This is a genomic window from Arthrobacter sp. USHLN218 (assembly GCF_037144715.1).
Taxonomy (GTDB): Bacteria; Actinomycetota; Actinomycetes; order Actinomycetales; family Micrococcaceae; genus Crystallibacter.
In genome coordinates this window covers 23,043-41,670 of record NZ_JBBCYT010000005.1, presented here as the reverse complement: position 1 = coordinate 41,670, position 18,628 = coordinate 23,043, and the positions used below count along the sequence as shown (strand labels likewise).

Below are 18,628 nucleotides of genomic sequence, written 5' to 3'. Positions count from 1 at the left end.
GGGCGGCGCGTACGATTCGGCCGCTTCCGGTCCCGCCGGCCGGGCCGCGGCCGTCAGGCGCCTCACAGCGCCTCTCCTTCGAGCACATGCAGCGAGCCGCGCCGGGCGCCGGAGCTGCGGGCCATGCCGTAGGCCCGCTCGGTATCCGCGGCGACCCGGTCCCAGGTGTACCGGGTCCGCACCCGCTGGCGGCCCGCCCGGCCAAGCTCCGCGGCGAACTGCGGGTCGGACAGCAGGACGGCGAGCGCGTCCGCCACCGCCTCCGGATCCCGCGGCGGCACGTGCAGCCCGGTCTTGTGGTCCACCACCGTGTCGATCAGGCCGCCCACCGAGGCCGCGACTACGGGGACGCCGCAGGCCATCGATTCCAGCGGCACGATCCCGAACGGCTCGTACCAGGGCACGCAGACGACGGCGTCCGCGCTGCGCAGGACGGCCGGGATCTGCTCGCGCGGAACCTGGCCGCGCAGGACGACCTGCTCCTGCACGCCGAGTTCGCGTGCCAGCGACAGCAGCCGCTGCGCCTCCGGATCCGTTGCCAGGCCCTCCGGGCCGGCAGATCCGCCGACCACGAGCAATTCGACGTCGCCGACGCCCCGGTCCTTCAGCAGCTTCAGGGCCCGCACCGGAATGTCCACGCCCTTGCGCGGCACCATCCGGCCCAGCGCGACAATGCGGTGCCTGCGCCCGCGCTCCTCCGCGGGACCCTCCGCCGTGAAGAGGTCCACGTCCACGCCGCAGGGCGCGATCGACACGTTGCCGCGCGGGATCCCCATCGCGGCCAGTTCGAATACCTCGTCGGAGCACGTGGCGATAATCCGGTCCACGCTGCGTCCGATATTGGGTTCCAGCCACGCCCGCTGCTCCGGGCTGGTGTCCTGCGCGCCCTGGTGCCGCCGCTTCACGGTGCCGAGCGCGTGGAAGGTCTGCAGCACCGGCACCGGGTAGCCCCCGCCGGAGTGCCGCCGCGCCGCGTCGAGTGCGGCCACGCCGGACATCCAGAAGTGTCCGTGCACCACGTCCGGCGGGTTGTCCCCCCAGTCCGCACTGATGCCGTCCGCCAGCTCGCCCATGTAGGGCAGCAGTTCGTCCTTCGGCACGGGCTCGGCGGGGCCTGCGTCCACGTGCACCACTTCGACCCCGGGCCGCATGGACACCCGGTCCGGGAGGTCCCGGCTGTCCCGCCGGGTGTAGACGGTGACGAAGTGCCCCCGCCGCGCCAAGGCGGCGGACAGCTCGGCCACATGCACGTTCTGGCCGCCGGCATCCACTCCCCCCAGCACGGCCAGCGGGCTGGCGTGCTCGGAGACCATCGATATCCTCACAGCTGACTCCTCTCGGTCACTGCCATCAATCTGCCGGCGCCGGTCGCGGCTTCGGCCAGCACGGCGTCCCAGTTCTTCAGGAACGCCGCCAGGGAATAATGTTCGAGCGCGGCCTGCCGGGCGACGGCGCCGCGCGCCCTGGCCTCCTCCGGTTCCCGGACCAGCCGCGCGGCCTCGGCCCGCAGGTAGTCCACGTCTGCGGAGATCGCGCCGGCCTCCGGCGGCACCGCCCGGGCGGCCTCCGTCGTGGCCAGCACGATGACGGGCATGGCCAGGTGCATCGCCTCCAGCAGGGCCAGGCCGAGCGAGGTCCAGCGCAGCGGGTGCAGGTACGCGCGGCGGCGGGCCAGTTCCGCGTGCAGCCGCCGGCCCGGCAGGTCGCCGCACACGGCCAGCCGGTCCGGGCCGAGCCCGACCGCTTCGGGCAGCCCGTCGCCGCCCATGCCGAACACGTCCAGCGGCGCCGCCTCCGCGAAGCCGGGCAGCAGGTCCGTGCCGGTCACCCGCCAGCGCCGCACCGGCTCGTTGACCACCACGCCCAGGCGGTCCAGCTCCCCGGTGTAGAGCGGGCCGGGATCCACGATGCCGTGCTCGATCACGGTGGTGCGGGCGCCGCCGCAGTCCCAGAACAGCCGGTTGAAGTGCGTGACGTGGACGATCGGGATCTGCTGCTGGTCCGCCAGCGGGTGCACCGAGTTCGGGACGCCGCCCTTGGGCGTGTTGTGCTCAAGGAACACGGCGGGAAGGTCCTTGCCTGGGCGCCTGCCCAGCAGCCGGGCGCATTCGTCCACCTCTTCAGGGCGCTGGAGGACAACGACGTCGATGTCCTCGCGCCCAAGCATCTCCGGCGCCACATCGCGGACGTTTTCGGGCCACTCGCGGCCGGCCCGGCCCAGGCCCCAGGGCCCGCCCTCCGGGGTCGCGGGAAGCAGGTACTCATGCTGCCCGCGCACGAAGGCGTCGGTCCAGCCGCCGTGCACGTGCCACAGCAGGATCTTCATCCGTTCCTCATTCCTCTCCGGGCGGGCAGCGAGGCCACGCCAAGACACAGCCGCTGCACGGCCGCCACGACTTCCTCCGGCGCCACGTCCGCCAGGCAGGGATGCCCCGGGACCGGGCATTCACGCGCCCGGCTCAGCCGGCAGGCAGCGTTCTGGTCCCCGAGCAGCTCCACCGGCACCTTGTACGGCGCCCAGCGCACGGCCGGAACCACGGGTGAGAACAGGCTCACCACCGGGGTGCCCACGGCCGCGGCCAGGTGCGCCGGTCCGGTGTTCCCGGTGACGACGGCGGAGGCCCCGGCCAGCACGCCGGCGAGGCCGCGCAGGTCCGTTTCGCCGCCGAGGTCCAGCGCGTCCGGCCCGGCGACGGTGGCCGTGAGGCCGCGCTCCCGCGGGCCTCCGGTGACCACGACGTTGTAGCCGGCGGCGACGAGCAGCTCCACGGCCGCCGCGTGGTGCAGCGGCGGCCAGGCCCTCGCCGGCACCGCCGCCCCCGGGTGCACGGCCACGTACGGGCGGCCACCGAACAGGTCCCCCGCATCCGGGACGTCGCGCACCCGCAGCCGTCCGTCGTCGTCGTCGGGCAGCCGGTATCCGGCCGCGGACGCGATCCGCAGCGCACGCTCGGCCTCGGGCTGGTCTTCGGGGAAGTCCTCGCCCGGCTTCAGCCGCACGTCGAGCAGCGAGCCGGCGTAGTCCACCGATGCCCCGGTGATGCGCCGGACGCCGGAGAGCCGCAGCAGCATTGCGAGCGGCAGCGGCGACTGGTGGAAGGAGGTGAGGATGACGGCCTCGGTGACCGACCGCGAGCGCACCCAGTCCTGCAGCAGGGCGAGGTGCTCGTCGCTGACGGGCGGGGCCGGGTCCACGATCCATGGGCTTGCCCAGGTGAACACCTCGGCCACGCCCGGCAGCAGCTGCCCGGCCGCGGCGCCCTGCGGTCCGCAGAGCATCAGCACCTCGTTGGGTCTGGAGCCGTTCCCTGCCGCGATGGCCCTGACGGCGGGCCCGGCCAGCAGGACATCGCCGGCGCTGTCCAGCCGCGCCACCAGCACGCGGCTCATCGGCCGCCTCCCGGCAGCCCGTCAGCCGCCTGCAGGACGGGGCTCCCTTGTCCCGGCACCGGAGCCGGACCTCCCGGCCCGAACAGGAGTCCGAGGGCACCCGCCAGGTCGGGCGCCACGAGGTCGGCCTCCTCCACTTCTTCGGGGCGGGTAACCGGAGTAGGCACGAGCACGCCCCGGGCGCCCGCTGCCGCGGCCGCCTCCACGTCCGCGCCGATGTCCCCCACGAACGCGGCCTCGTCCGGCTGCAGGCCGAGCCGCTCGCAGGCCTCGAGGATCATGCCCGGCCGGGGCTTGCGGCAGCCGCAGTCGTCCTGTGGTCCGTGCGGACAGATCTCCCACACGTCGAAGGGACCCAGCAGTTCCTCCACCCGCGCGTTGACGGCGTCCACCTGGCCGCGGTCGAGCAGGCCGCGGGCGATGCCGGACTGGTTGGTCAGCACGCCGCAGGGCAGGCCGGCGGCGCGCACGGCGTCCAGCGCCGCACGGGCGCCGGGCATCGGGCGGACCAGGGCCGGATCGCCGTTGTAGGGAACGTCGATGACCAGCGTCCCGTCCCGGTCGAAGAGGACGGCGCGCGGCGGGTGCTGAGCCGGAGAAGTCATATCAGGACTGTTCCCGCCTCCGGCAGCGGCTAAACACTTCAGCGCCGACTTCTTTTCGCCGCGGCCGGATCGCCGTCCGGCGCCCGCCCGTCCCGCCGCGCATTTCCCCGCCGCCGCGCCGCGCGCCGGGCCGCTCTGGCAGGATGAAGCCATGCAGCCAGAAACCGAACCGGGCAGGACCCCGGCGCCCGACGGACTGGAACCGGACGGCCGCCCCGAACTGCTGGTGCTGCGCGCGCTGAAGCTGGGCGACCTCCTGGTGGCCGTGCCCGCGCTGCGCGCCCTGCGCCGCGCCCACCCGGACCACCGGATCCTGTACGCGGCCCAGGCGTGGCTGCGTCCGATGATGGAACTGGTCGGTTCCGTCGACGCCCTGCTGGACACCCACGGCCTCGACGTTCCCATCAGCCTCTCCCCCGGCCGGGTCGACATCGCCGTCAACCTGCACGGCAACGGCGCCGAAAGCCGCGGCCGGATCGAAGCCCTGCAGCCCCGGCGCCGGATCGGCCATTTGTCGCCCGGCTGGGACGGCCCCGGCTGGCCGGACGGACTGCACGAGCGCGAGCGCTGGGCGAGGCTGCTGGATTGGCACGGCATCCCGGCGGACCCGCTGGACTACCGGCTGCACCGTCCCGCCGAGCGCACCAGCCGGCCCGGCGCCGCCGTCCTGCATGTGGGCGCCGCCTACGGGAGCCGCCTGTGGCCCGCGGACCGCTTTGCCGCCGTCGCGCGCGAACTGGCGCTGGCCGGCCACGACGTCGTCTTCACCGGCAGCTCGGGGGAACGGCCGCGGGCGGAGGAAGTGGCCGGGCTGGCCGGGCTCGGCCCCGGCACCGTGGCCGCGGGCCGGTACTCGCTCACCGAATTCGCCGCCGTGATCGCCGATGCCGCCGTCGTAGTCTCCGCCGACACAGGCGCCGCGCACCTGGCCTCGGCCTACGCGCGGCCCTCCGTGGTCATGTTCGGCCCGGCTCCCGTGGCCGAATGGGGGCCGCCGCCCGGGCCGCACATCGTCCTGACGGACGAGGCACAGCGGCGCGGCGACACGTTCTCGGCGGAGCCGGATCCCGCGCTCCTCGCCGTGACTCCGGACGACGTGCTGGACGCCTTGTCCGGCCTCGGGGTCATGCCCGGCGCCGGCATCCTCGCGGCGGAGCCCGCGATCCGCACGGATTCGTGATCCGTATAGACTCGTGATCCGTATGGATTCGTAATCGGCACGGCTCCGTGGCGACGGGCCTTCCTACGCGGTGCGCAGCCGGCGGGCCGGGGCGGCCTCCGGTTCGCCCAGCAGCCGGCGCTGCAGCCGCACCAGGATGCGCGACAGCGCGCGCGAAACCTGCATCTGCGTCATGCCGACCCGCTCCCCCACGCGCTGCTGCGATTCCTCCTCGAAGTACCGGTAGTACAGCAGCTGCTGCTCGCGCGGCGTGAGTTCCCGGATGGCGGCGCGCAGCATCAGGAGTTCTTCGGCCCGCTCCAGGCGTTCGTCGGCCCCGCCCAGCGCATCGGCCAGGCCGCGGCCGTCCGGCGCGCTCTCGAGGGATTCCGGCCGCATGCTGCTCTGGCAGTTCAGGGCCTCGGCCACCAGCCCGGGAGCCTCTCCGACCTCGCGGGCCAGCTCGGCCAGCGAGGGCTCGCGGCCCAGTCGCTGGGCCAGCGCCGGGGCCGTCCTTGCCGCCACGGTGCGCAGGTCCTGCAGCTGGCGCGGCGGCCGGACCATCCAGCAGCTGTCGCGCAGGTAGCGCTTGAGCTCGCCGGTCACCGTCGGAACGGCGTAGGAGGGGAAATCCGTGCCGCGGTCCGGGTCGAAGCCCCGCACGGCCTTGATCAGGCCCATCCGCGCCACCTGCTTCAGGTCGTCCAGGTCCCGCCCGGCGCCCGCGTACCCCTTCGCCGCAGTCTCCGCGATTTCGAGGTGTCCCAGGACAAGTTCCTCTTCGAGCGCCAGGCGCAGCGAACCACTGGCGGCTCGGGCCTGGCGGAAGAGCTTCGTGCGGTGGCTGAGGGCAGGCTTCATCGGGCGTCACTCTCTGGTCTGCGGCCGCGGGCTGGACCCCGCGTTCACCCCAAGAGAAACATAAGCATGCTTACAAGGCAACGGCTTTTCGGAAACTCCTTGGCCGGAAATCTTTTCCTACCCCCGGAGAAGAAGGTATAAGCCGGGAGAAGCGGCCTAGGCCCCCGCGCCGGGCCGCTGCGGCTTACCGCCTGGCTTGCCGCCGGCCTTGCCATCGACCAGTTTGAGGCCGATCACACAGCCGATAATGCCTGCCAGGAACAGCAGCTTCAAGAGTCCCGCCGGTTCCCCGGAGAATAGGACCGCGTACAGCACCGTCAGCACCGCACCCAGCCCGGTCCACACCGCGTACGCCGTGCCGATGCCGATGCCGCGCATCGCGTACCCCAGCCCGGTCATGCTCAGCACCACGGCGACGAGGAAAACCGCGGTCGGCCCCGGCCGCGACAGTCCGTCCGAATAGTCCAGCGCCGTAGCCCACACGGCCTCCAGCACCGCACTGGCAATCAAAACAATCCAATGCATCGCGCTACCCCACTGCCTTCAGGCCGACAACGCAGCCGATGATGCCCAGGAGCAGCAGCACTTTTGCGAAACTGGCTCGTTCGCCGCCGAACACCATCGCGTAGGCCGCGGTCAGCACAGCACCGATGCCGACCCACACGGCGTACGCGGTTCCCACCGGGATCGTCGTCATCGCAAACGCCAGTCCGGCAAGGCTCGCCGACATGGCGATAAAGAAGATGACCGTCGGCCACAGCCGGCGGAAGTTCCGCGAGCGGCCCAACGCCGTCGCCCACACCGCCTCAAGCACGCCCGACAGGACCAGAATTATCCATTCCATTGAATAACCTCATGGCCAGTCTTGTCGCGTGCCGGGTACTGATCCGTCGTCCGGAGGCCCCGGATCGGGGCCTTGCCAAAGAAGATAGCAAAGTACGACGGCGAAGCGGGACTTTGGTGGCCGAGCCCACCAAAGGATTGGCCCGGGTCCGGTCCGTTCGGGGGCCCTGCGTGGCACGATGTAGCCATGGAGATCGCGCAAGCGCCGGCCACCCACCGCCTGCAGCCCGGCGCGCCCAGCCAGGCGGACATCGACCTCTACCGCACCCTGAGCGCCAACGCGGCGGCCGGCGTCGCAGTCGTCGCTACCTCCTCCCGCGGCCGCGACTACGCCGCCACGGTCTCCGGCTGGCTGCCGGTCTCCTATGATCCGCCGACCATGCTCGTGAGCCTCTACGGCGAGTCGCGGATCGGCGAGGCCGTCTCCACGAGCCGCTACTGGACGCTGAGCCTGCTGACCGGCGGGCAGCAGGGCATTGCCAATTGGCTTGCCAGCCCGGGCACGCCATTGGAGGGACTGATGACCCAGGTTCCCTTCCGCCGCGGGGAGGTCTCTTCGGCGCCGGTGATCGACAACGCCCTCGCGTTCTTCGAACTGGAAACCGTCGCCGCCCATCCGGCCGCCACCCATCTCCTGGTCGTGGGGGAAGTCCGGGCCATGGGCACCCTGGCTTCGGGGCGGGACGTCCTCGACCCGCTGGTCCATTTCGGATCCGCCTACCATCGGCTCAACCGCTGACCCAAGAACAGGAACAGGTACCCATGACTATCGACCGAAGCCTGGAGAACGAAAACCGGCCGGCCCCCGACAGCGACCGCAAGCCCGATTCACCCACGGACATCTCGAAGCGCTCCTGGGGCTACATCTTCAAGCGCACCCTGAACGAGTTCAGCGCGGACAAGTGCACCGACCTCGCCGCCGGCATGACCTACTACGCCGTGCTCTCGATCTTCCCCGGACTGCTGGCCGTGGTCTCCATCCTGGGAATCTTCGGCCAGGGCGAGGCCACCACCCGCACGATCATCGACCTGCTGGAGCAGCTCGGCGCGCCGGCGGACGCGATCGCCCTGATCGAAGGGCCGATCAACCAGCTGACGACGTCCAACACAGCCGGGCTCGCTCTGGCCGTCGGTATCATTGGCGCCATCTGGACCGCCTCGGGCTACGTCCGCGCCTTCGGCCGGGCGATGAACACCATGTACGACGTCGACGAGGGCCGGCCCTTCTGGAAGCTCTACCCCGTCATGCTCGGCGTGACCGTCCTCCTCGTGACCGTCGTCGTGATCATGATGCTGCTCCTCATCCTGTCGGGCGGATTCGCCCAGGCACTCGGCGACATGATCGGCCTCGGCGAAACGGCCCTCATGGTCTGGAACGTCATCAGGTGGCCGATACTCCTCGTGCTGGTGGTCTTCATGATCGCCCTGCTCTACTACGCCACTCCGAACGTCAAGCAGCCCAAGTTCCGCTGGCTGAGCATCGGGGCCATGGTCGCCATCGTCGTCATGGGCCTGGCCACCGCCGGCTTCGGCTTCTACGTGGGCAACTTCGGCAATTACAACGCCACCTACGGCGCCATCGGCGGAGTGATCGTGCTGCTGCTGTGGATCTGGATCATGAACGTCGTGCTCCTGTTCGGCGGGGAGCTCGACGCGGAGATCGAGCGCGGCCGGCAGCTGCAGGCCGGCATCAAGGCCGAGGAGAAGCTCCAGCTTCCCCCGCGCGACACCAGGCATAGCCGGAAGCTCAGCGAGAAGGCGCTCGGACTCGTGAACGATGGCCGCGATCTGCGGACCTCGCACGTGCATACGGACTACCGGAATGAGTAGCAGCCTCCTGACTTAGGCCGTGGCGCCGTCCTAAACTTGGCGAATGGGCGATGCACTCAATGCGACCTCCGTGACGGAAGAACTGCAGGACATGATCCTGCACAACGAAAACGTGGACCGCTTCCTCGATGAGCTGTCCATCTATTCCACCCGCATCCTCGGCGACACTGCCGAGATCCATTGCGGAGTGACCCTCAAGCGGCACAAACGCTCGACAACCGTGGCGCACAGCGACCCGACCGCACGCCAACTGGACGAAATCCAGCACGGCTTCGGAGAGGGCCCGTGCCTGGCGGCCATCGCTACGGGGACGACAACCATCGTGCAGGACGTACGGACCGACGACCGCTGGCCGGAGTACTTCGCCGCGGTCGCCAGGCACGGCTACTACTCCATGATGGGCGTGCCGCTCCTGCTCGAGGCCGGCGGTGGTGCCGCCCTGAACTTCTACGCCGCGCAGCCCGGGGCCTTCACCGGAGAAACGGCCCGGGTCGCCGAGGGGTACGGGCACCAGGCCTCCCGGGCCCTGCAGCTGGCCCTGCGCGTGGCCGAACAGGCCGACACGGCGTCCCATTTGAAGGCAGCCCTGGAATCGCGGACCACGATCGACCTGGCCGTCGGCATCATCATGGGCCAGAACCGCTGCAGCCAGGAGGAGGCCTTCAACATCCTCAAGTCCGCCTCCAGCAGCCGGAATATCAAGCTCCGGGATGTCGCCGCCGGCATCGTCGCCAGCTTAGGGAGCACTACGAGCACCCACTTCGACGACTGAGTCGCGGCCCCCCGGCAATACCGGCCCAAGGGTTGTCCGCCCTCCGGCCGTGGGATAGGTTGCAGGCACATGGCCCCAGCCCAGGGAGATAGCCGATGGAAGCCGAAATCATCCTGCACGTCGACGGGAGCCGCCGCGCACTTCGACTCGACACCCGGACCACCCTGCTCGACGCGCTGCGCGACCGGCTCGGCGTCTACTCGCCGAAGAAGGGCTGCGACCACGGGCAGTGCGGGGCCTGCACAGTGCTGCTCAACGGCCGCCGGGTCAACTCATGCCTCGTCTTCGCGGTCGCCCAGGACGGCGCGGAGGTCGTCACCGCCGAAGGCCTCGCCGAGGGCGGAAACCTGCACCCCGTCCAGCAGGCGTTCCTCGACCAGGACGCCTTCCAGTGCGGGTACTGCACTCCGGGGCAGATCTGCTCCGCCGTCGGCATGCTCGCCGAGGCGGACGCCGCCCAGCCGAGCTACGTCACTCCGGGCTTCGGGCCCGAGGATCCGCCGCCGGCCGCGGACCTCGATGACGAGGAGATCCGCGAGCGCATGAGCGGCAACCTCTGCCGCTGCGGCGCGTACGTGAACATCGTCGCCGCCGTCCGGCAGGCAGCCGCCGAGGGATCCGGCGCATGAAGCCGTTCGACTACCGGCGCGCCGCGGCACCCGAGAGTGCCATCGCCGACGTCGCCGGCAATCCCGGGGCCGCCTACCTCGCCGGCGGGACAAACCTCGTCGACCACATGAAGCTCGGCCTCGCGGAGCCCGCCCTGCTCGTGGACATCACTTCGCTTCCGCTGGATGAGGTCGCGGAGACGGAGGACGGCGGCGTGAGCATCGGCGCCAACGTGCGCAACAGCGACCTCGCCGCCCATCCGGTCATCCGCTCGCGCTACCCGCTGCTCTCCCAGGCCCTGCTCTCCGGCGCCTCCGGCCAGCTGCGCAACCTGGCCACCACCGGCGGCAACCTCCTCCAGCGCACCCGCTGCGTCTACTTCCAGGACGTCACCACGCCCTGCAACAAGCGCGTGCCCGGCTCCGGCTGCTCGGCGCTGGAGGGCTACGCCCGCTACCACGCCATCTTCGGCGCGTCCGATGACTGCATCGCCGTGCACCCGTCGGACATGGCCGTCGCCCTCGCGGCGCTGGACGCCACCGTCGTCGTCCAAGGCCCCTCCGGCGAGCGGAGCATCGCGCTGACGGACCTGCACCGCCTGCCGGACGGCCGCCCGGACCTGGACACCATCCTGGACCACGGGGACCTGATCACCGCCGTCCGCCTGCCCGGCCTGCCGTGGGCGGAGCGCTCGACCTACCGCAAGGTCCGGGACCGCGCTTCCTACGCCTTCGCACTTGTTTCCGTCGCCGGTGCGGTGGAGCTGGAGGACGACGGCGGCGCCCCGGGAAAGGTTCCTGTCATCCGCCAGGCACGGATCGCCTTGGGCGGAGTCGCCCACAAGCCCTGGCGCGCTACCCTCGCCGAGGAAGCCCTACGCGGGGTCGCGGCCACGCACGAGAACTTCCGGGCGGCCGCCGACGCCGAGCTGGAACGCGCCGCCACCGTGGAAGACAACGCCTTCAAGGTGCCGATGGTCCGCAACACCATGATTTCCGTGCTGCACGAACTCACCCGGGAGTACTCATGACCGCCCCCTTGGAAGCCCGGGCCATGGGCAGCAGCATCGAACGGCTCGACGGCGTAGCGAAGGTGACCGGAACGGCCCCCTACGCCTGGGAACAACCCGTCGAGCGCCCGGCCTACCTGCATCCGGTCCAGTCGACCATTGCCCTCGGCCGCGTCACCGGCATCGATACCTCCGCCGCCGAAGCCCTGGACGGTGTCATCGCCGTCCTGACCCACCACAATGCGCTGCGGCTGGAGGACACCTCGGACGGCGAGCTGGCGATCCTGCAGAACGACGCGGTGGGGTTCCGCGGCCAGTTCATCGGCGGCGTCATCGCCGAGACTCCGGAAACCGCCCGCGAGGCCGCAGCCCTCGTCGCCGTCAGCTACGACGAGGAGGCCCACGACGCCCGGCTCAGCGCCGACCGGAATGACCTCGATACGCCCGACCAGGTCAATGCGGGGTTCCCCACCGACACTTCCCAGGGCGACCCCGATGCCGCCCTGGCGGGCGCCGCCGTCGTTATTGACCGCACCTACACGACGCCGGCCGAACACAACAATCCGATGGAACCGCACACCACGGTGGCGCAGTGGACGGACGCAGGGCTGGTGCTCTACGACTCGACCCAGGGCGTCCACCAAGTGCGGCAGGCGCTCGCGCCGGTCTTCGGCCTGCCCATCGAGCGGATCCACGTCACCAGCCCGCACGTGGGCGGCGGGTTCGGATCCAAGGGCCTGCCGCACTCGCACGTCATCCTCGTGGCCATGGCGGCGCAGCTGAGCAACGGGCGTCCGGTCAAGCTCGCGCTGACCCGGCAGCAGCTCTTCTCCGTCGCCGGCTACCGCACGCCGACCATCCAGCGGGTCCGGCTCGGGGCCGACCGCGAAGGCCGGCTCACCGCCATCGTCCACGACGTCGTCGAACAGACCTCGAAAATCAAGGAGTTCGCGGAGCAGACCGCGGTGCCGACGCGCATGATGTACGCCGCGGAGAACCGCAGGACAACGCACCGGATCGCCCGGCTCGACGTGCCCGTTCCGTCCTGGATGCGCGCGCCCGGTGAATGCCCGGGAATGTTCGGCCCCGAGGTGGCCATGGACGAGCTGGCCGAGGCCTGCAGCGTGGACCCGATCGAGGTCCGCGTCCGCAACGAACCGCACATCGACCCGGAAAGCGGCCGGCCGTTCGCCAACCGGCACCTCGTCGCGTGCCTGCGCGAGGGCGCCCGGCGGTTCGGCTGGGAGCAGCGCGACCACCGTCCGCGCGTCAGGCTCGACGGCGACTGGCTGACCGGGACCGGGGTGGCGAGTTCCACCTATCCCGCGCGCAGCCAGCCCGGGTCGGTGGCCCGCATCCGCTTCGCGGACGGGCTGTTCAAGGTCTCCATCGGGGCGGCGGACCTGGGCACCGGGACCTGGACGGTGCTGACGCAGGTCGCCGCGGACGCCCTGGGCGTAGGAGTCGGGGACGTCCGGCTGGAGATCGGGGATACGGCCCTGCCCAAGGCCAGCATCGCCGGCGGGTCCACCGGGCTGTCCAGTTGGGGCACGGCGATCGCCGAAGCGGGTGAGACCTTCCTGACCAAGTACGGGACGGAGCCGGAGGACGGCGACGAACTGGAGGCGGCCGCGCCGAAGAATCCCGCCGCCGACGAATACGCCATGCACTCCTTCGGCGCCCAGTTCGCCGAGGTGAAGGTCCACCGCTTCACCGGCGAGATCCGGGTCTCCCGCATGCTCGGGGTGTTCTCCGCCGGCCGGATCGTCAATCCGCGCACGGCGCGCTCGCAGTTCCTCGGCGGCATGACCATGGGACTCGGCATGGCCCTGCACGAGCACAGCGTCATGGACCCGCGGTTCGGCATCATCGTCAACCACGACTTGGCGGAATACCACATCCCGGCCAACGCGGACGTGCTGGACATGGACGCCATCTGGCTCGACGAGGTCGATGAACACGCGGGCCCGCTGGGCGCCCGCGGAATCGGCGAGATCGGAATCGTCGGAGCCGCCGCGGCCATCGCGAACGCCGCCTACCACGCCACCGGCGTCCGGGTGCGGGACCTGCCGCTGACACCGGACAAGTTCCTCTAAGCAGAGGAAGGCCTCAGACGCTCCGCCACTCCTCGCCCGTGATGTGGCTGCCGGCCTGCGGGCCCATCTGCAGCATGCCGCCGTCCACCGCCCAGGACGCGCCCGTGACGTACGCCGACGCCGGGGAGGCCAGGAAGGCGACGACGGCGGCGACTTCCCGCGCGTCGCCCGGCCGGCCCAGCGGAATTCCGGGGCGCGAAACGGTCCGCGGGTCCACGTCCGTCTGGCCGGTCATCGGCGTCGCGATTTCACCGGGCGCCACCGTGTTGGCCGTGATCCCGTGCTCGGCCAGCTCGAGGGCGATGGTCTTAACCAGGCCGCCCAGGCCGTGTTTGGCCGCGTCATAGGCCGCCGATCCGACCCGGGGCTGATGCTCATGGACGCTGGTCACCGCGATGAGCCGGCCCCCGGAGCCCTGGTCTGCCATGAGCCGGGCCGCGCGCTGGAGGCACACGAACGCCCCGTCCAGGTCGGTGGCGACGACCTCCCGCCAGGTCTCGTAGCTGGTGTCGAGGAACTTCCGGTTCGCGCCCGTGCCCGAGTTGTTGACGAACACGTCCAGCCCGCCCAGGTCCCGGGCGAGGGCATCGACCACCGCGCCGCACCCGGGCAGCTCGGTGAGGTCCAGCCGCGCCGTCACCGCGCGGCGGCCCAGGGACCGGACCTCGTCCGCCGTCCGCTCCGCGCCCGCCTGGTCCTCGTGCCAGGTGATGCCGACATCCATGCCGGCCTCCGCGAGTGCGACGGCGGTGGCGCGGCCGATCCCCGAGTCCGATCCGGTCACGATCGCTGTCTTCGGTACAAAGGTGGTCATAGCCGTTCTCCTACCTGCGTAGCTCCTGCCTGCCCGTCCTGCTTGCTGCCATTGTGGCCGAGGGCATCCGATGCCGCCACCGAGCCGCCCTGCCGCCGCGCCCGCATGATGAACACCACATGAACGGGAGGCGGAGGTTGTGAAAAAATAGACCATGCGTCCCATGCAGCACTCCAGCAAACTCCAGAACGTCCGGTACGAACTTCGCGGCCCCATCCTGCACGCGGCGAAGAAAATGGAGGCGGAGGGACAGCGCATCCTGCGGATGAACCTGGGTGATCCCGCGCCCTTCGGGCTGGAAGCTCCGGAGTCGATCGTCGTGGACATGATCCACCATCTGCGCGATTCCCAGGGCTACTGCGACTCCAAGGGCATCTTCTCGGCCCGCACGGCAATCTCGCAGTACTACCAGACCAAGGGCCTGATGCAGATCGGCGTGGAGGACATCTTCATCGGCAACGGCGTCTCGGAACTCATCTCGATGACGCTCCAGGCCTTCCTGGAGAACGGCGACGAGGTGCTCATCCCGGCACCCGACTACCCGCTATGGACCGCCTCGGTGACGCTCAGCGGCGGCACGGCCGTCCACTACCTCTGCGACGAGGACAACAACTGGTGGCCGGACATGGCGGACGTCGAAGCCAAGATCACCCCGCAGACCAGGGCCATCGTGCTCATCAACCCGAACAATCCGACCGGCGCCGTCTACCCGCGGCACGTCATCGAACAGTTCGCGGAACTCGCGCGCCGGCACGACCTGGTCCTGTTCTCGGACGAGATCTACGAGAAGATCACCTATGACGACGCCGTCCACATCCACACGGCGGCCGTGGCCGAAGACCTCCCGGTGCTGACCTTCTCAGGCCTGTCCAAGGCCTACCGCATGCCCGGCTACCGCGCCGGCTGGGTCGCCGTCAGCGGCCCGCGCGCCGCCACCGCCGCGTACCGCGAATCACTTGAGCTGCTGGCCTCCCTGCGGCTCTGCGCCAACGTCCCGGCCCAGCACGCCATCCAGACCTCGCTCGGCGGCTACCAGAGCATCGGGGACCTCGTGAAGCCCGGCGGCCGGCTGCGCGAACAGCGCGATCTGGCCTGCAAGCTGCTCAACGAAATTCCCGGCGTCAGCTGTGTTCCGGCCGCCGGCGCCATGTACCTCTTCCCGAAGCTGGATCCGGCGGTCTACCCCTTCACCAACGACGAGCAGTTCGTGCTCGACCTGCTCGAAGACCAGAAGATCCTCGTCTCGCACGGCACGGCCTTCCACTGGCCGGCGCCGGACCACTTCCGGTTCGTCATCCTGCCGTCCGTCGCCGAGATCGAAGAGGCCGTCCGGCGGATTTCGTCCTTCCTGGCCGTCTACCGGCGGAAGGCCGAAGCCCAGGCCCTGGCCGGAGCCGCGGGCATCCCGGCGCCCTGACCCGCCGCCGTCGCTGGCGAAAAGTCAGAGCCACTTCTTCCATTTGAAGGCTCCGTACAGGGCCGCGCCGATGCCCACCATGAGTGCCAGGGCGAACGGGTAGCCCCAGAGCCAGTCCAGCTCCGGCATGTGGTCGAAGTTCATGCCGTATACGGCGCCCACCAGTGTCGGCGCGAAGAGTATGGCGGCCCAGGACGAGATCCGCTTAACCTCCTCGTTCTGCGCCAGGCTGGTCTCGGTCAGCCGCTTCATCTCCTCGTTCTGGCGCTGCCCCACCAGGGTGGAGTGCACGCTCAGCGCGTTCTGCAGCAGCGACCGGAACGCGTTGGCCCGGTCCACCACCCGGAAGACGTGGTCGTGGACGTCCCGCAGCCGCTCCCGCAGGTCGATGTCCAGCCCGTACTTCTCGGCTCCGCGCTCCAGCGTCGCCAGCATCTCGTCCAGCGGCTGGGTCGCCCGCTGGAACTCGATCACCTCGCGGTGCAGCTCGTAGATCCGGCGCGAGACGTCCGGGCTGCCGCCGAAGAGGTCGTCCTCGATCTCGTCGATGTCGTTCTCCAGCCCGGCGACGACCGGTGCATATTCATCCACGACCTGGTCCACGATCGCGTAGAGGACGGCCTGCGGCCCCTTGGCCAGCAGCTCCGGCTTGCGCTCCATCCGCCGGCGCGCCTTGGCCAGGTTGGGCGACTCCGCATGGCGGACCGTCACCACGAAGTCCGGTCCCACGAAGACGTGCAGCTCGCCGAACTCCACCTTTTCGACGTCGTCGAGGTAGCGGGCGGGCCGCAGCACCATGAACAGCGTTCCGCCGTACCGCTCCAGCTTGGACCGCTGGTGGCCGCTCAGCGCGTCCTCCACGGCGAGGTCGTTCAGGTCGAACTCCTGCGCCACCGCCCGCACATCGGCCGGGTCGGGACGGTACAGCCCGATCCATGCCATCCCGCCGGTCGTACGCATCGTCATGAACGTCTCGTCCAAGCTGCCGGGGCTGGCTACCCGTTGCCCGTCCACGTACACGGCGTTATCCACCAACGACATCTGCAGTCCTTTCCGCCCGGCCTGACTGCCTGCGCCGGACCACAGCCAATCTACCAACAGCCCCTGCGCCGGACGGTGCGTAAATTCTCCGTGAACTTCCAGCGCTTGCAATGGTGCCGTTCCCGCGCGTGGGACATGCTGGGATCCTGTCCGAAGACCCAATCCCGTGATCCCGTGGAGGAACCAATGACGCAGTCCCGCCTCGACAACTGGGACCTGCTGCCCGGCACGCTAGTGGAGATCCGCCGGAAGGGCCGGCACCTGCGGATCGGCCGGGTGGACGCGGTTTCGCTGGACGCCGAGCTGCTCTGGCTCGCGAACGACGGCGCCGTGCCCCGGCAGCTGTTCGAGAAGGCCGAGGGCTACGAAGTCTGGTCCTGCGATGCCCTGGAGGACGAGGGCCCCCTTCCGGTCGGAGGACATCGGGTCTAGCGTGTCCGCATGGATTGGAAACTCGAGCTTGTCCCCGTGCCGGTGACGGACGTTGACCGCGCCAAGCACTTCTACGTAGACCAGGTTGGGTTCAACGCCGACCACGACCACCAGGTCAGCCCCGAGCTGCGCTTTGTCCAGCTCACGCCCAAGGGATCGGCCTGCTCGATCGTGCTGGGCACCGGCATCACCGAAATGGCGCCCGGCTCGCAGAAAGGGCTGCAGATCGTTGTCGACGACGCCGCGGCGGCCCGCGAAGAACTCCTCAGCCGGGGCGTCGGCGCCAGCGAGGTCGATGTCCAGCCCTGGGGCCGGTTCGTCTACTTCAGCGATCCGGACGGCAACACCTGGGCGCTGCAGCAGCTGCCCGCCCGTGACAGTTTCTAGACGTCCGACGGCGGCAACGGGCTGCGGTTTCAGGCGATTCCGGGCGGCCGTTTCCGCGAGCACGACGGCGCCGGCCGGCCTTTCGCGCCGCGCCAGACAAGCCTGCGGGCGTGGAGACCGACACATCGCGCCATATTTCGTAAATGCTGGACCCTCCCCGACATGCAGTGTTTACTTGGCAGGGCCTGCGCTGTTCACACTGCGGCGGGGAAACTGGATCCGTACAAGTAACCAAGACACGCATGTTGGGGAATGACGCATGAGCATTGACAACCGTCTGAAGGCAGTACTCGATGGCCTGGCCAAGGCCCACCAAGAGGGAACCACCGCCGGCGGCAGCGCCGTACTCGCGGAGGCCATCGCTGCCTACCCGTTCGACGAGCGCGAGGGCGAGCTGCTCTCCGGCGGCATTCCCCGGGGGCACAAGGCACTGACGACGGCGACCTCGAAGCTCGTCAAGGCCGGCTGGATCACCAAGGGCCGCGGCGGTTGGAAGATCACCGAGGAGGGCCTGGCCGCCTCGGCCGCCTTCCCGGACGGCGCATCGCTGGCCGCAGCCATCGCTTCCGGCACGTCGGTCCCGCCGCTCCCGGCCGAGGCCAAGGCACGCAAGCCCCGGGCCGCGGCAACCGCTGCCCAGCCGTCGGACCGCCCCGCCGAGGCCCCCAAGGTCGCTGCCGCCGCCGCGTCCGCCCCGCCCGTGGTCACCGAGGCTGCCCCCGAGGCCGCCCCGGCTCCCGCCGAAGTTCCGGCACAGGAAGCCGCCCCGTCCTTCCCCCAGCCGGACGCCGTCGCCCTCGCCGGAAACTTCGCCACCGCACTCGGCGCCTCCGACTGGCAGCCCGAGGTCGAGCAGGTGCAGATGCGGCTCGACCCGTCGGACCAGCTCTGGAAGCTCGAAGTGGAGCTGCCCGCCGGTTCCTACGCCTATAAAGCTGCCATCAACCGCTCCTGGGACGAGAACTACGGAGCGTTCGGCCAGCGTGACGGCGCCAACCACGAAATCCACCACGCCGGCGGCGCGGTCCGGTTCCAGTACGACCACCGGACCAAGGACGTCAGCGTCTACTAAAGTCGGCGTCTGCTAAAGCCGCTGTCGGTGCGGCCCGGGCCTGCCCGCGGCCGGACCCTCACCTAAGGCGCTCCGGAGGGCGGTCTTCATACATGAAGACCGCCCTCCGCTGTTGCCTCTGCCCCGTCCGCCCTGTCTGGCCGCGGAATTTGTCGCGTGCGCCTGATCTGGCTGCGACCCGGCCAACGCCTCCTCGCCCCCTTGCTGTGTGCCCAGCCTGGCCCTTTTTGAATAATTTTGCAGCGCGCGGAATAAACCTGTCGGCCCTCCGGTTGACATAACTGAAGCCCG

The 18,628-nt window shown here is 70.2% G+C and carries 20 protein-coding genes and 1 riboswitch; of the genes, 11 read left to right on the top strand and 9 right to left on the bottom strand.

All coding sequences use genetic code 11. The features are described 5' to 3' along the window. Positions 1-62: 62 nt before the first annotated feature. Genes WFH44_RS12555 through WFH44_RS12540 form a run of 4 tightly spaced genes read right to left on the bottom strand, consistent with a single transcriptional unit; the run spans position 63 to position 3,995 of the window. Entirely contained in the window at positions 63-1,325 is a 1,263-nt protein-coding gene (locus WFH44_RS12555; RefSeq protein WP_336714210.1) for a glycosyltransferase, read from the bottom strand. Beyond that, a complete protein-coding gene (locus WFH44_RS12550; protein WP_336714209.1) occupies positions 1,322-2,326 on the bottom strand; it encodes a glycosyltransferase in 1,005 nt (334 codons plus the stop codon). Before WFH44_RS12550 ends, WFH44_RS12555 begins: the two co-directional genes overlap by 4 nt. Beyond that, the gene (locus WFH44_RS12545) at positions 2,323-3,390 is read right to left on the bottom strand and encodes a glycosyltransferase family 9 protein (protein WP_336714208.1); all 1,068 of its coding nucleotides are present in this window, start codon (positions 3,388-3,390) and stop codon (positions 2,323-2,325) included. Before WFH44_RS12545 ends, WFH44_RS12550 begins: the two co-directional genes overlap by 4 nt. Further along, positions 3,387-3,995, bottom strand: a complete 609-nt coding sequence (locus tag WFH44_RS12540; RefSeq protein ID WP_336714207.1) for a D-glycero-alpha-D-manno-heptose-1,7-bisphosphate 7-phosphatase — start codon at positions 3,993-3,995, stop codon at positions 3,387-3,389. The genes WFH44_RS12545 and WFH44_RS12540 overlap by 4 nt, the downstream gene beginning before the upstream one ends. Positions 3,996-4,146: 151 nt before the next feature. Here WFH44_RS12540 and WFH44_RS12535 point away from each other — a divergent pair, with 151 nt between their 5' ends. Then, a complete protein-coding gene (locus tag WFH44_RS12535; RefSeq protein WP_336714206.1) occupies positions 4,147-5,175 on the top strand; it encodes a glycosyltransferase family 9 protein in 1,029 nt (342 codons plus the stop codon). 63 nt (positions 5,176-5,238) lie between these two features. On the opposite strand, the gene WFH44_RS12530 is transcribed toward WFH44_RS12535, so the two are convergent. The 3 genes from WFH44_RS12530 to WFH44_RS12520 form a co-directional block, all read right to left on the bottom strand. After that, a complete protein-coding gene (locus tag WFH44_RS12530; protein WP_336714205.1) occupies positions 5,239-6,015 on the bottom strand; it encodes a sigma-70 family RNA polymerase sigma factor in 777 nt (258 codons plus the stop codon). A 156-nt stretch (positions 6,016-6,171) separates the two neighbouring features. Then, positions 6,172-6,540, bottom strand: coding sequence for a DMT family transporter (locus WFH44_RS12525; RefSeq protein ID WP_336714204.1), 369 nt, complete (start codon positions 6,538-6,540; stop codon positions 6,172-6,174). Between the two features lie 4 nt (positions 6,541-6,544). Further along, positions 6,545-6,859, bottom strand: coding sequence for a DMT family transporter (locus WFH44_RS12520; RefSeq protein ID WP_336714203.1), 315 nt, complete (start codon positions 6,857-6,859; stop codon positions 6,545-6,547). 10 nt (positions 6,860-6,869) lie between these two features. Then, positions 6,870-6,935, bottom strand: a riboswitch (guanidine-III (ykkC-III) riboswitch). A 110-nt stretch (positions 6,936-7,045) separates the two neighbouring features. Here WFH44_RS12520 and WFH44_RS12515 point away from each other — a divergent pair. The 6 genes from WFH44_RS12515 (at position 7,046) to WFH44_RS12490 (ending at position 13,174) form a co-directional block, all read left to right on the top strand. Further along, positions 7,046-7,597 (top strand): flavin reductase family protein, encoded by a 552-nt coding sequence (locus tag WFH44_RS12515; protein WP_336714202.1) that lies wholly within the window; start codon positions 7,046-7,048, stop codon positions 7,595-7,597. 23 nt (positions 7,598-7,620) lie between these two features. Continuing rightward, positions 7,621-8,688: a YihY/virulence factor BrkB family protein gene (locus WFH44_RS12510; RefSeq protein WP_336714201.1), complete on the top strand. Its 1,068-nt coding sequence runs from the start codon at positions 7,621-7,623 to the stop codon at positions 8,686-8,688. Between the two features lie 43 nt (positions 8,689-8,731). Further along, positions 8,732-9,460 (top strand): GAF and ANTAR domain-containing protein, encoded by a 729-nt coding sequence (locus WFH44_RS12505; RefSeq protein ID WP_336714200.1) that lies wholly within the window; start codon positions 8,732-8,734, stop codon positions 9,458-9,460. Between the two features lie 95 nt (positions 9,461-9,555). Then, complete coding sequence (locus WFH44_RS12500) at positions 9,556-10,089, top strand: (2Fe-2S)-binding protein (protein WP_336714199.1); 534 nt, start codon at positions 9,556-9,558, stop codon at positions 10,087-10,089. Next, positions 10,086-11,099, top strand: a complete 1,014-nt coding sequence (locus WFH44_RS12495) for an FAD binding domain-containing protein (protein ID WP_336714198.1) — start codon at positions 10,086-10,088, stop codon at positions 11,097-11,099. Before WFH44_RS12500 ends, WFH44_RS12495 begins: the two co-directional genes overlap by 4 nt. Continuing rightward, positions 11,096-13,174, top strand: coding sequence for a xanthine dehydrogenase family protein molybdopterin-binding subunit (locus WFH44_RS12490; protein ID WP_336714197.1), 2,079 nt, complete (start codon positions 11,096-11,098; stop codon positions 13,172-13,174). Before WFH44_RS12495 ends, WFH44_RS12490 begins: the two co-directional genes overlap by 4 nt. Before the next feature lie 13 nt (positions 13,175-13,187). Here WFH44_RS12490 and WFH44_RS12485 read toward each other — a convergent pair whose 3' ends face one another. After that, the gene (locus tag WFH44_RS12485; protein ID WP_336714196.1) at positions 13,188-13,988 is read right to left on the bottom strand and encodes an SDR family oxidoreductase; all 801 of its coding nucleotides are present in this window, start codon (positions 13,986-13,988) and stop codon (positions 13,188-13,190) included. Positions 13,989-14,142: 154 nt separating this feature from the next. On the opposite strand from WFH44_RS12485, the gene WFH44_RS12480 reads away from it, so the two are divergent. After that, entirely contained in the window at positions 14,143-15,405 is a 1,263-nt protein-coding gene (locus WFH44_RS12480; RefSeq protein WP_336714195.1) for a pyridoxal phosphate-dependent aminotransferase, read from the top strand. Between the two features lie 24 nt (positions 15,406-15,429). Here WFH44_RS12480 and WFH44_RS12475 read toward each other — a convergent pair whose 3' ends face one another. Beyond that, positions 15,430-16,446: a magnesium and cobalt transport protein CorA gene (locus WFH44_RS12475; RefSeq protein ID WP_336714194.1), complete on the bottom strand. Its 1,017-nt coding sequence runs from the start codon at positions 16,444-16,446 to the stop codon at positions 15,430-15,432. 186 nt (positions 16,447-16,632) lie between these two features. Between WFH44_RS12475 and WFH44_RS12470 the strand changes: the two genes are divergently transcribed. From WFH44_RS12470 to WFH44_RS12460, 3 genes are all read left to right on the top strand, one after another. Next, entirely contained in the window at positions 16,633-16,878 is a 246-nt protein-coding gene (locus WFH44_RS12470) for a hypothetical protein (protein ID WP_336714193.1), read from the top strand. A gap of 9 nt (positions 16,879-16,887) precedes the next feature. Next, positions 16,888-17,265, top strand: coding sequence for a VOC family protein (locus WFH44_RS12465; RefSeq protein WP_336714192.1), 378 nt, complete (start codon positions 16,888-16,890; stop codon positions 17,263-17,265). Positions 17,266-17,524: 259 nt separating this feature from the next. Then, positions 17,525-18,337 (top strand): pullulanase X25 domain-containing protein, encoded by an 813-nt coding sequence (locus WFH44_RS12460; RefSeq protein ID WP_336714191.1) that lies wholly within the window; start codon positions 17,525-17,527, stop codon positions 18,335-18,337. The last annotated feature ends 291 nt before the right edge of the window (positions 18,338-18,628 follow it).

Bases quoted from the DNA above. Each gene is read 5' to 3' on its own strand.
- WFH44_RS12460 (WP_336714191.1), top strand. From the start codon at position 17,525: ATGAGCATTGACAACCGTCTGAAGGCAGTACTCGATGGCCTGGCCAAG.
- WFH44_RS12545 (WP_336714208.1), bottom strand. From the start codon at position 3,390: ATGAGCCGCGTGCTGGTGGCGCGGCTGGACAGCGCCGGCGATGTCCTG.
- WFH44_RS12505 (WP_336714200.1), top strand. From the start codon at position 8,732: ATGGGCGATGCACTCAATGCGACCTCCGTGACGGAAGAACTGCAGGAC.
- WFH44_RS12540 (WP_336714207.1), bottom strand. From the start codon at position 3,995: ATGACTTCTCCGGCTCAGCACCCGCCGCGCGCCGTCCTCTTCGACCGG.
- WFH44_RS12510 (WP_336714201.1), top strand. From the start codon at position 7,621: ATGACTATCGACCGAAGCCTGGAGAACGAAAACCGGCCGGCCCCCGAC.
- WFH44_RS12515 (WP_336714202.1), top strand. From the start codon at position 7,046: ATGGAGATCGCGCAAGCGCCGGCCACCCACCGCCTGCAGCCCGGCGCG.
- WFH44_RS12495 (WP_336714198.1), top strand. From the start codon at position 10,086: ATGAAGCCGTTCGACTACCGGCGCGCCGCGGCACCCGAGAGTGCCATC.
- WFH44_RS12525 (WP_336714204.1), bottom strand. From the start codon at position 6,540: ATGCATTGGATTGTTTTGATTGCCAGTGCGGTGCTGGAGGCCGTGTGG.
- WFH44_RS12500 (WP_336714199.1), top strand. From the start codon at position 9,556: ATGGAAGCCGAAATCATCCTGCACGTCGACGGGAGCCGCCGCGCACTT.
- WFH44_RS12490 (WP_336714197.1), top strand. From the start codon at position 11,096: ATGACCGCCCCCTTGGAAGCCCGGGCCATGGGCAGCAGCATCGAACGG.
- WFH44_RS12550 (WP_336714209.1), bottom strand. From the start codon at position 2,326: ATGAAGATCCTGCTGTGGCACGTGCACGGCGGCTGGACCGACGCCTTC.
- WFH44_RS12485 (WP_336714196.1), bottom strand. From the start codon at position 13,988: ATGACCACCTTTGTACCGAAGACAGCGATCGTGACCGGATCGGACTCG.
- WFH44_RS12470 (WP_336714193.1), top strand. From the start codon at position 16,633: ATGACGCAGTCCCGCCTCGACAACTGGGACCTGCTGCCCGGCACGCTA.
- WFH44_RS12465 (WP_336714192.1), top strand. From the start codon at position 16,888: ATGGATTGGAAACTCGAGCTTGTCCCCGTGCCGGTGACGGACGTTGAC.
- WFH44_RS12480 (WP_336714195.1), top strand. From the start codon at position 14,143: ATGCGTCCCATGCAGCACTCCAGCAAACTCCAGAACGTCCGGTACGAA.
- WFH44_RS12535 (WP_336714206.1), top strand. From the start codon at position 4,147: ATGCAGCCAGAAACCGAACCGGGCAGGACCCCGGCGCCCGACGGACTG.
- WFH44_RS12520 (WP_336714203.1), bottom strand. From the start codon at position 6,859: ATGGAATGGATAATTCTGGTCCTGTCGGGCGTGCTTGAGGCGGTGTGG.
- WFH44_RS12530 (WP_336714205.1), bottom strand. From the start codon at position 6,015: ATGAAGCCTGCCCTCAGCCACCGCACGAAGCTCTTCCGCCAGGCCCGA.
- WFH44_RS12475 (WP_336714194.1), bottom strand. From the start codon at position 16,446: ATGTCGTTGGTGGATAACGCCGTGTACGTGGACGGGCAACGGGTAGCC.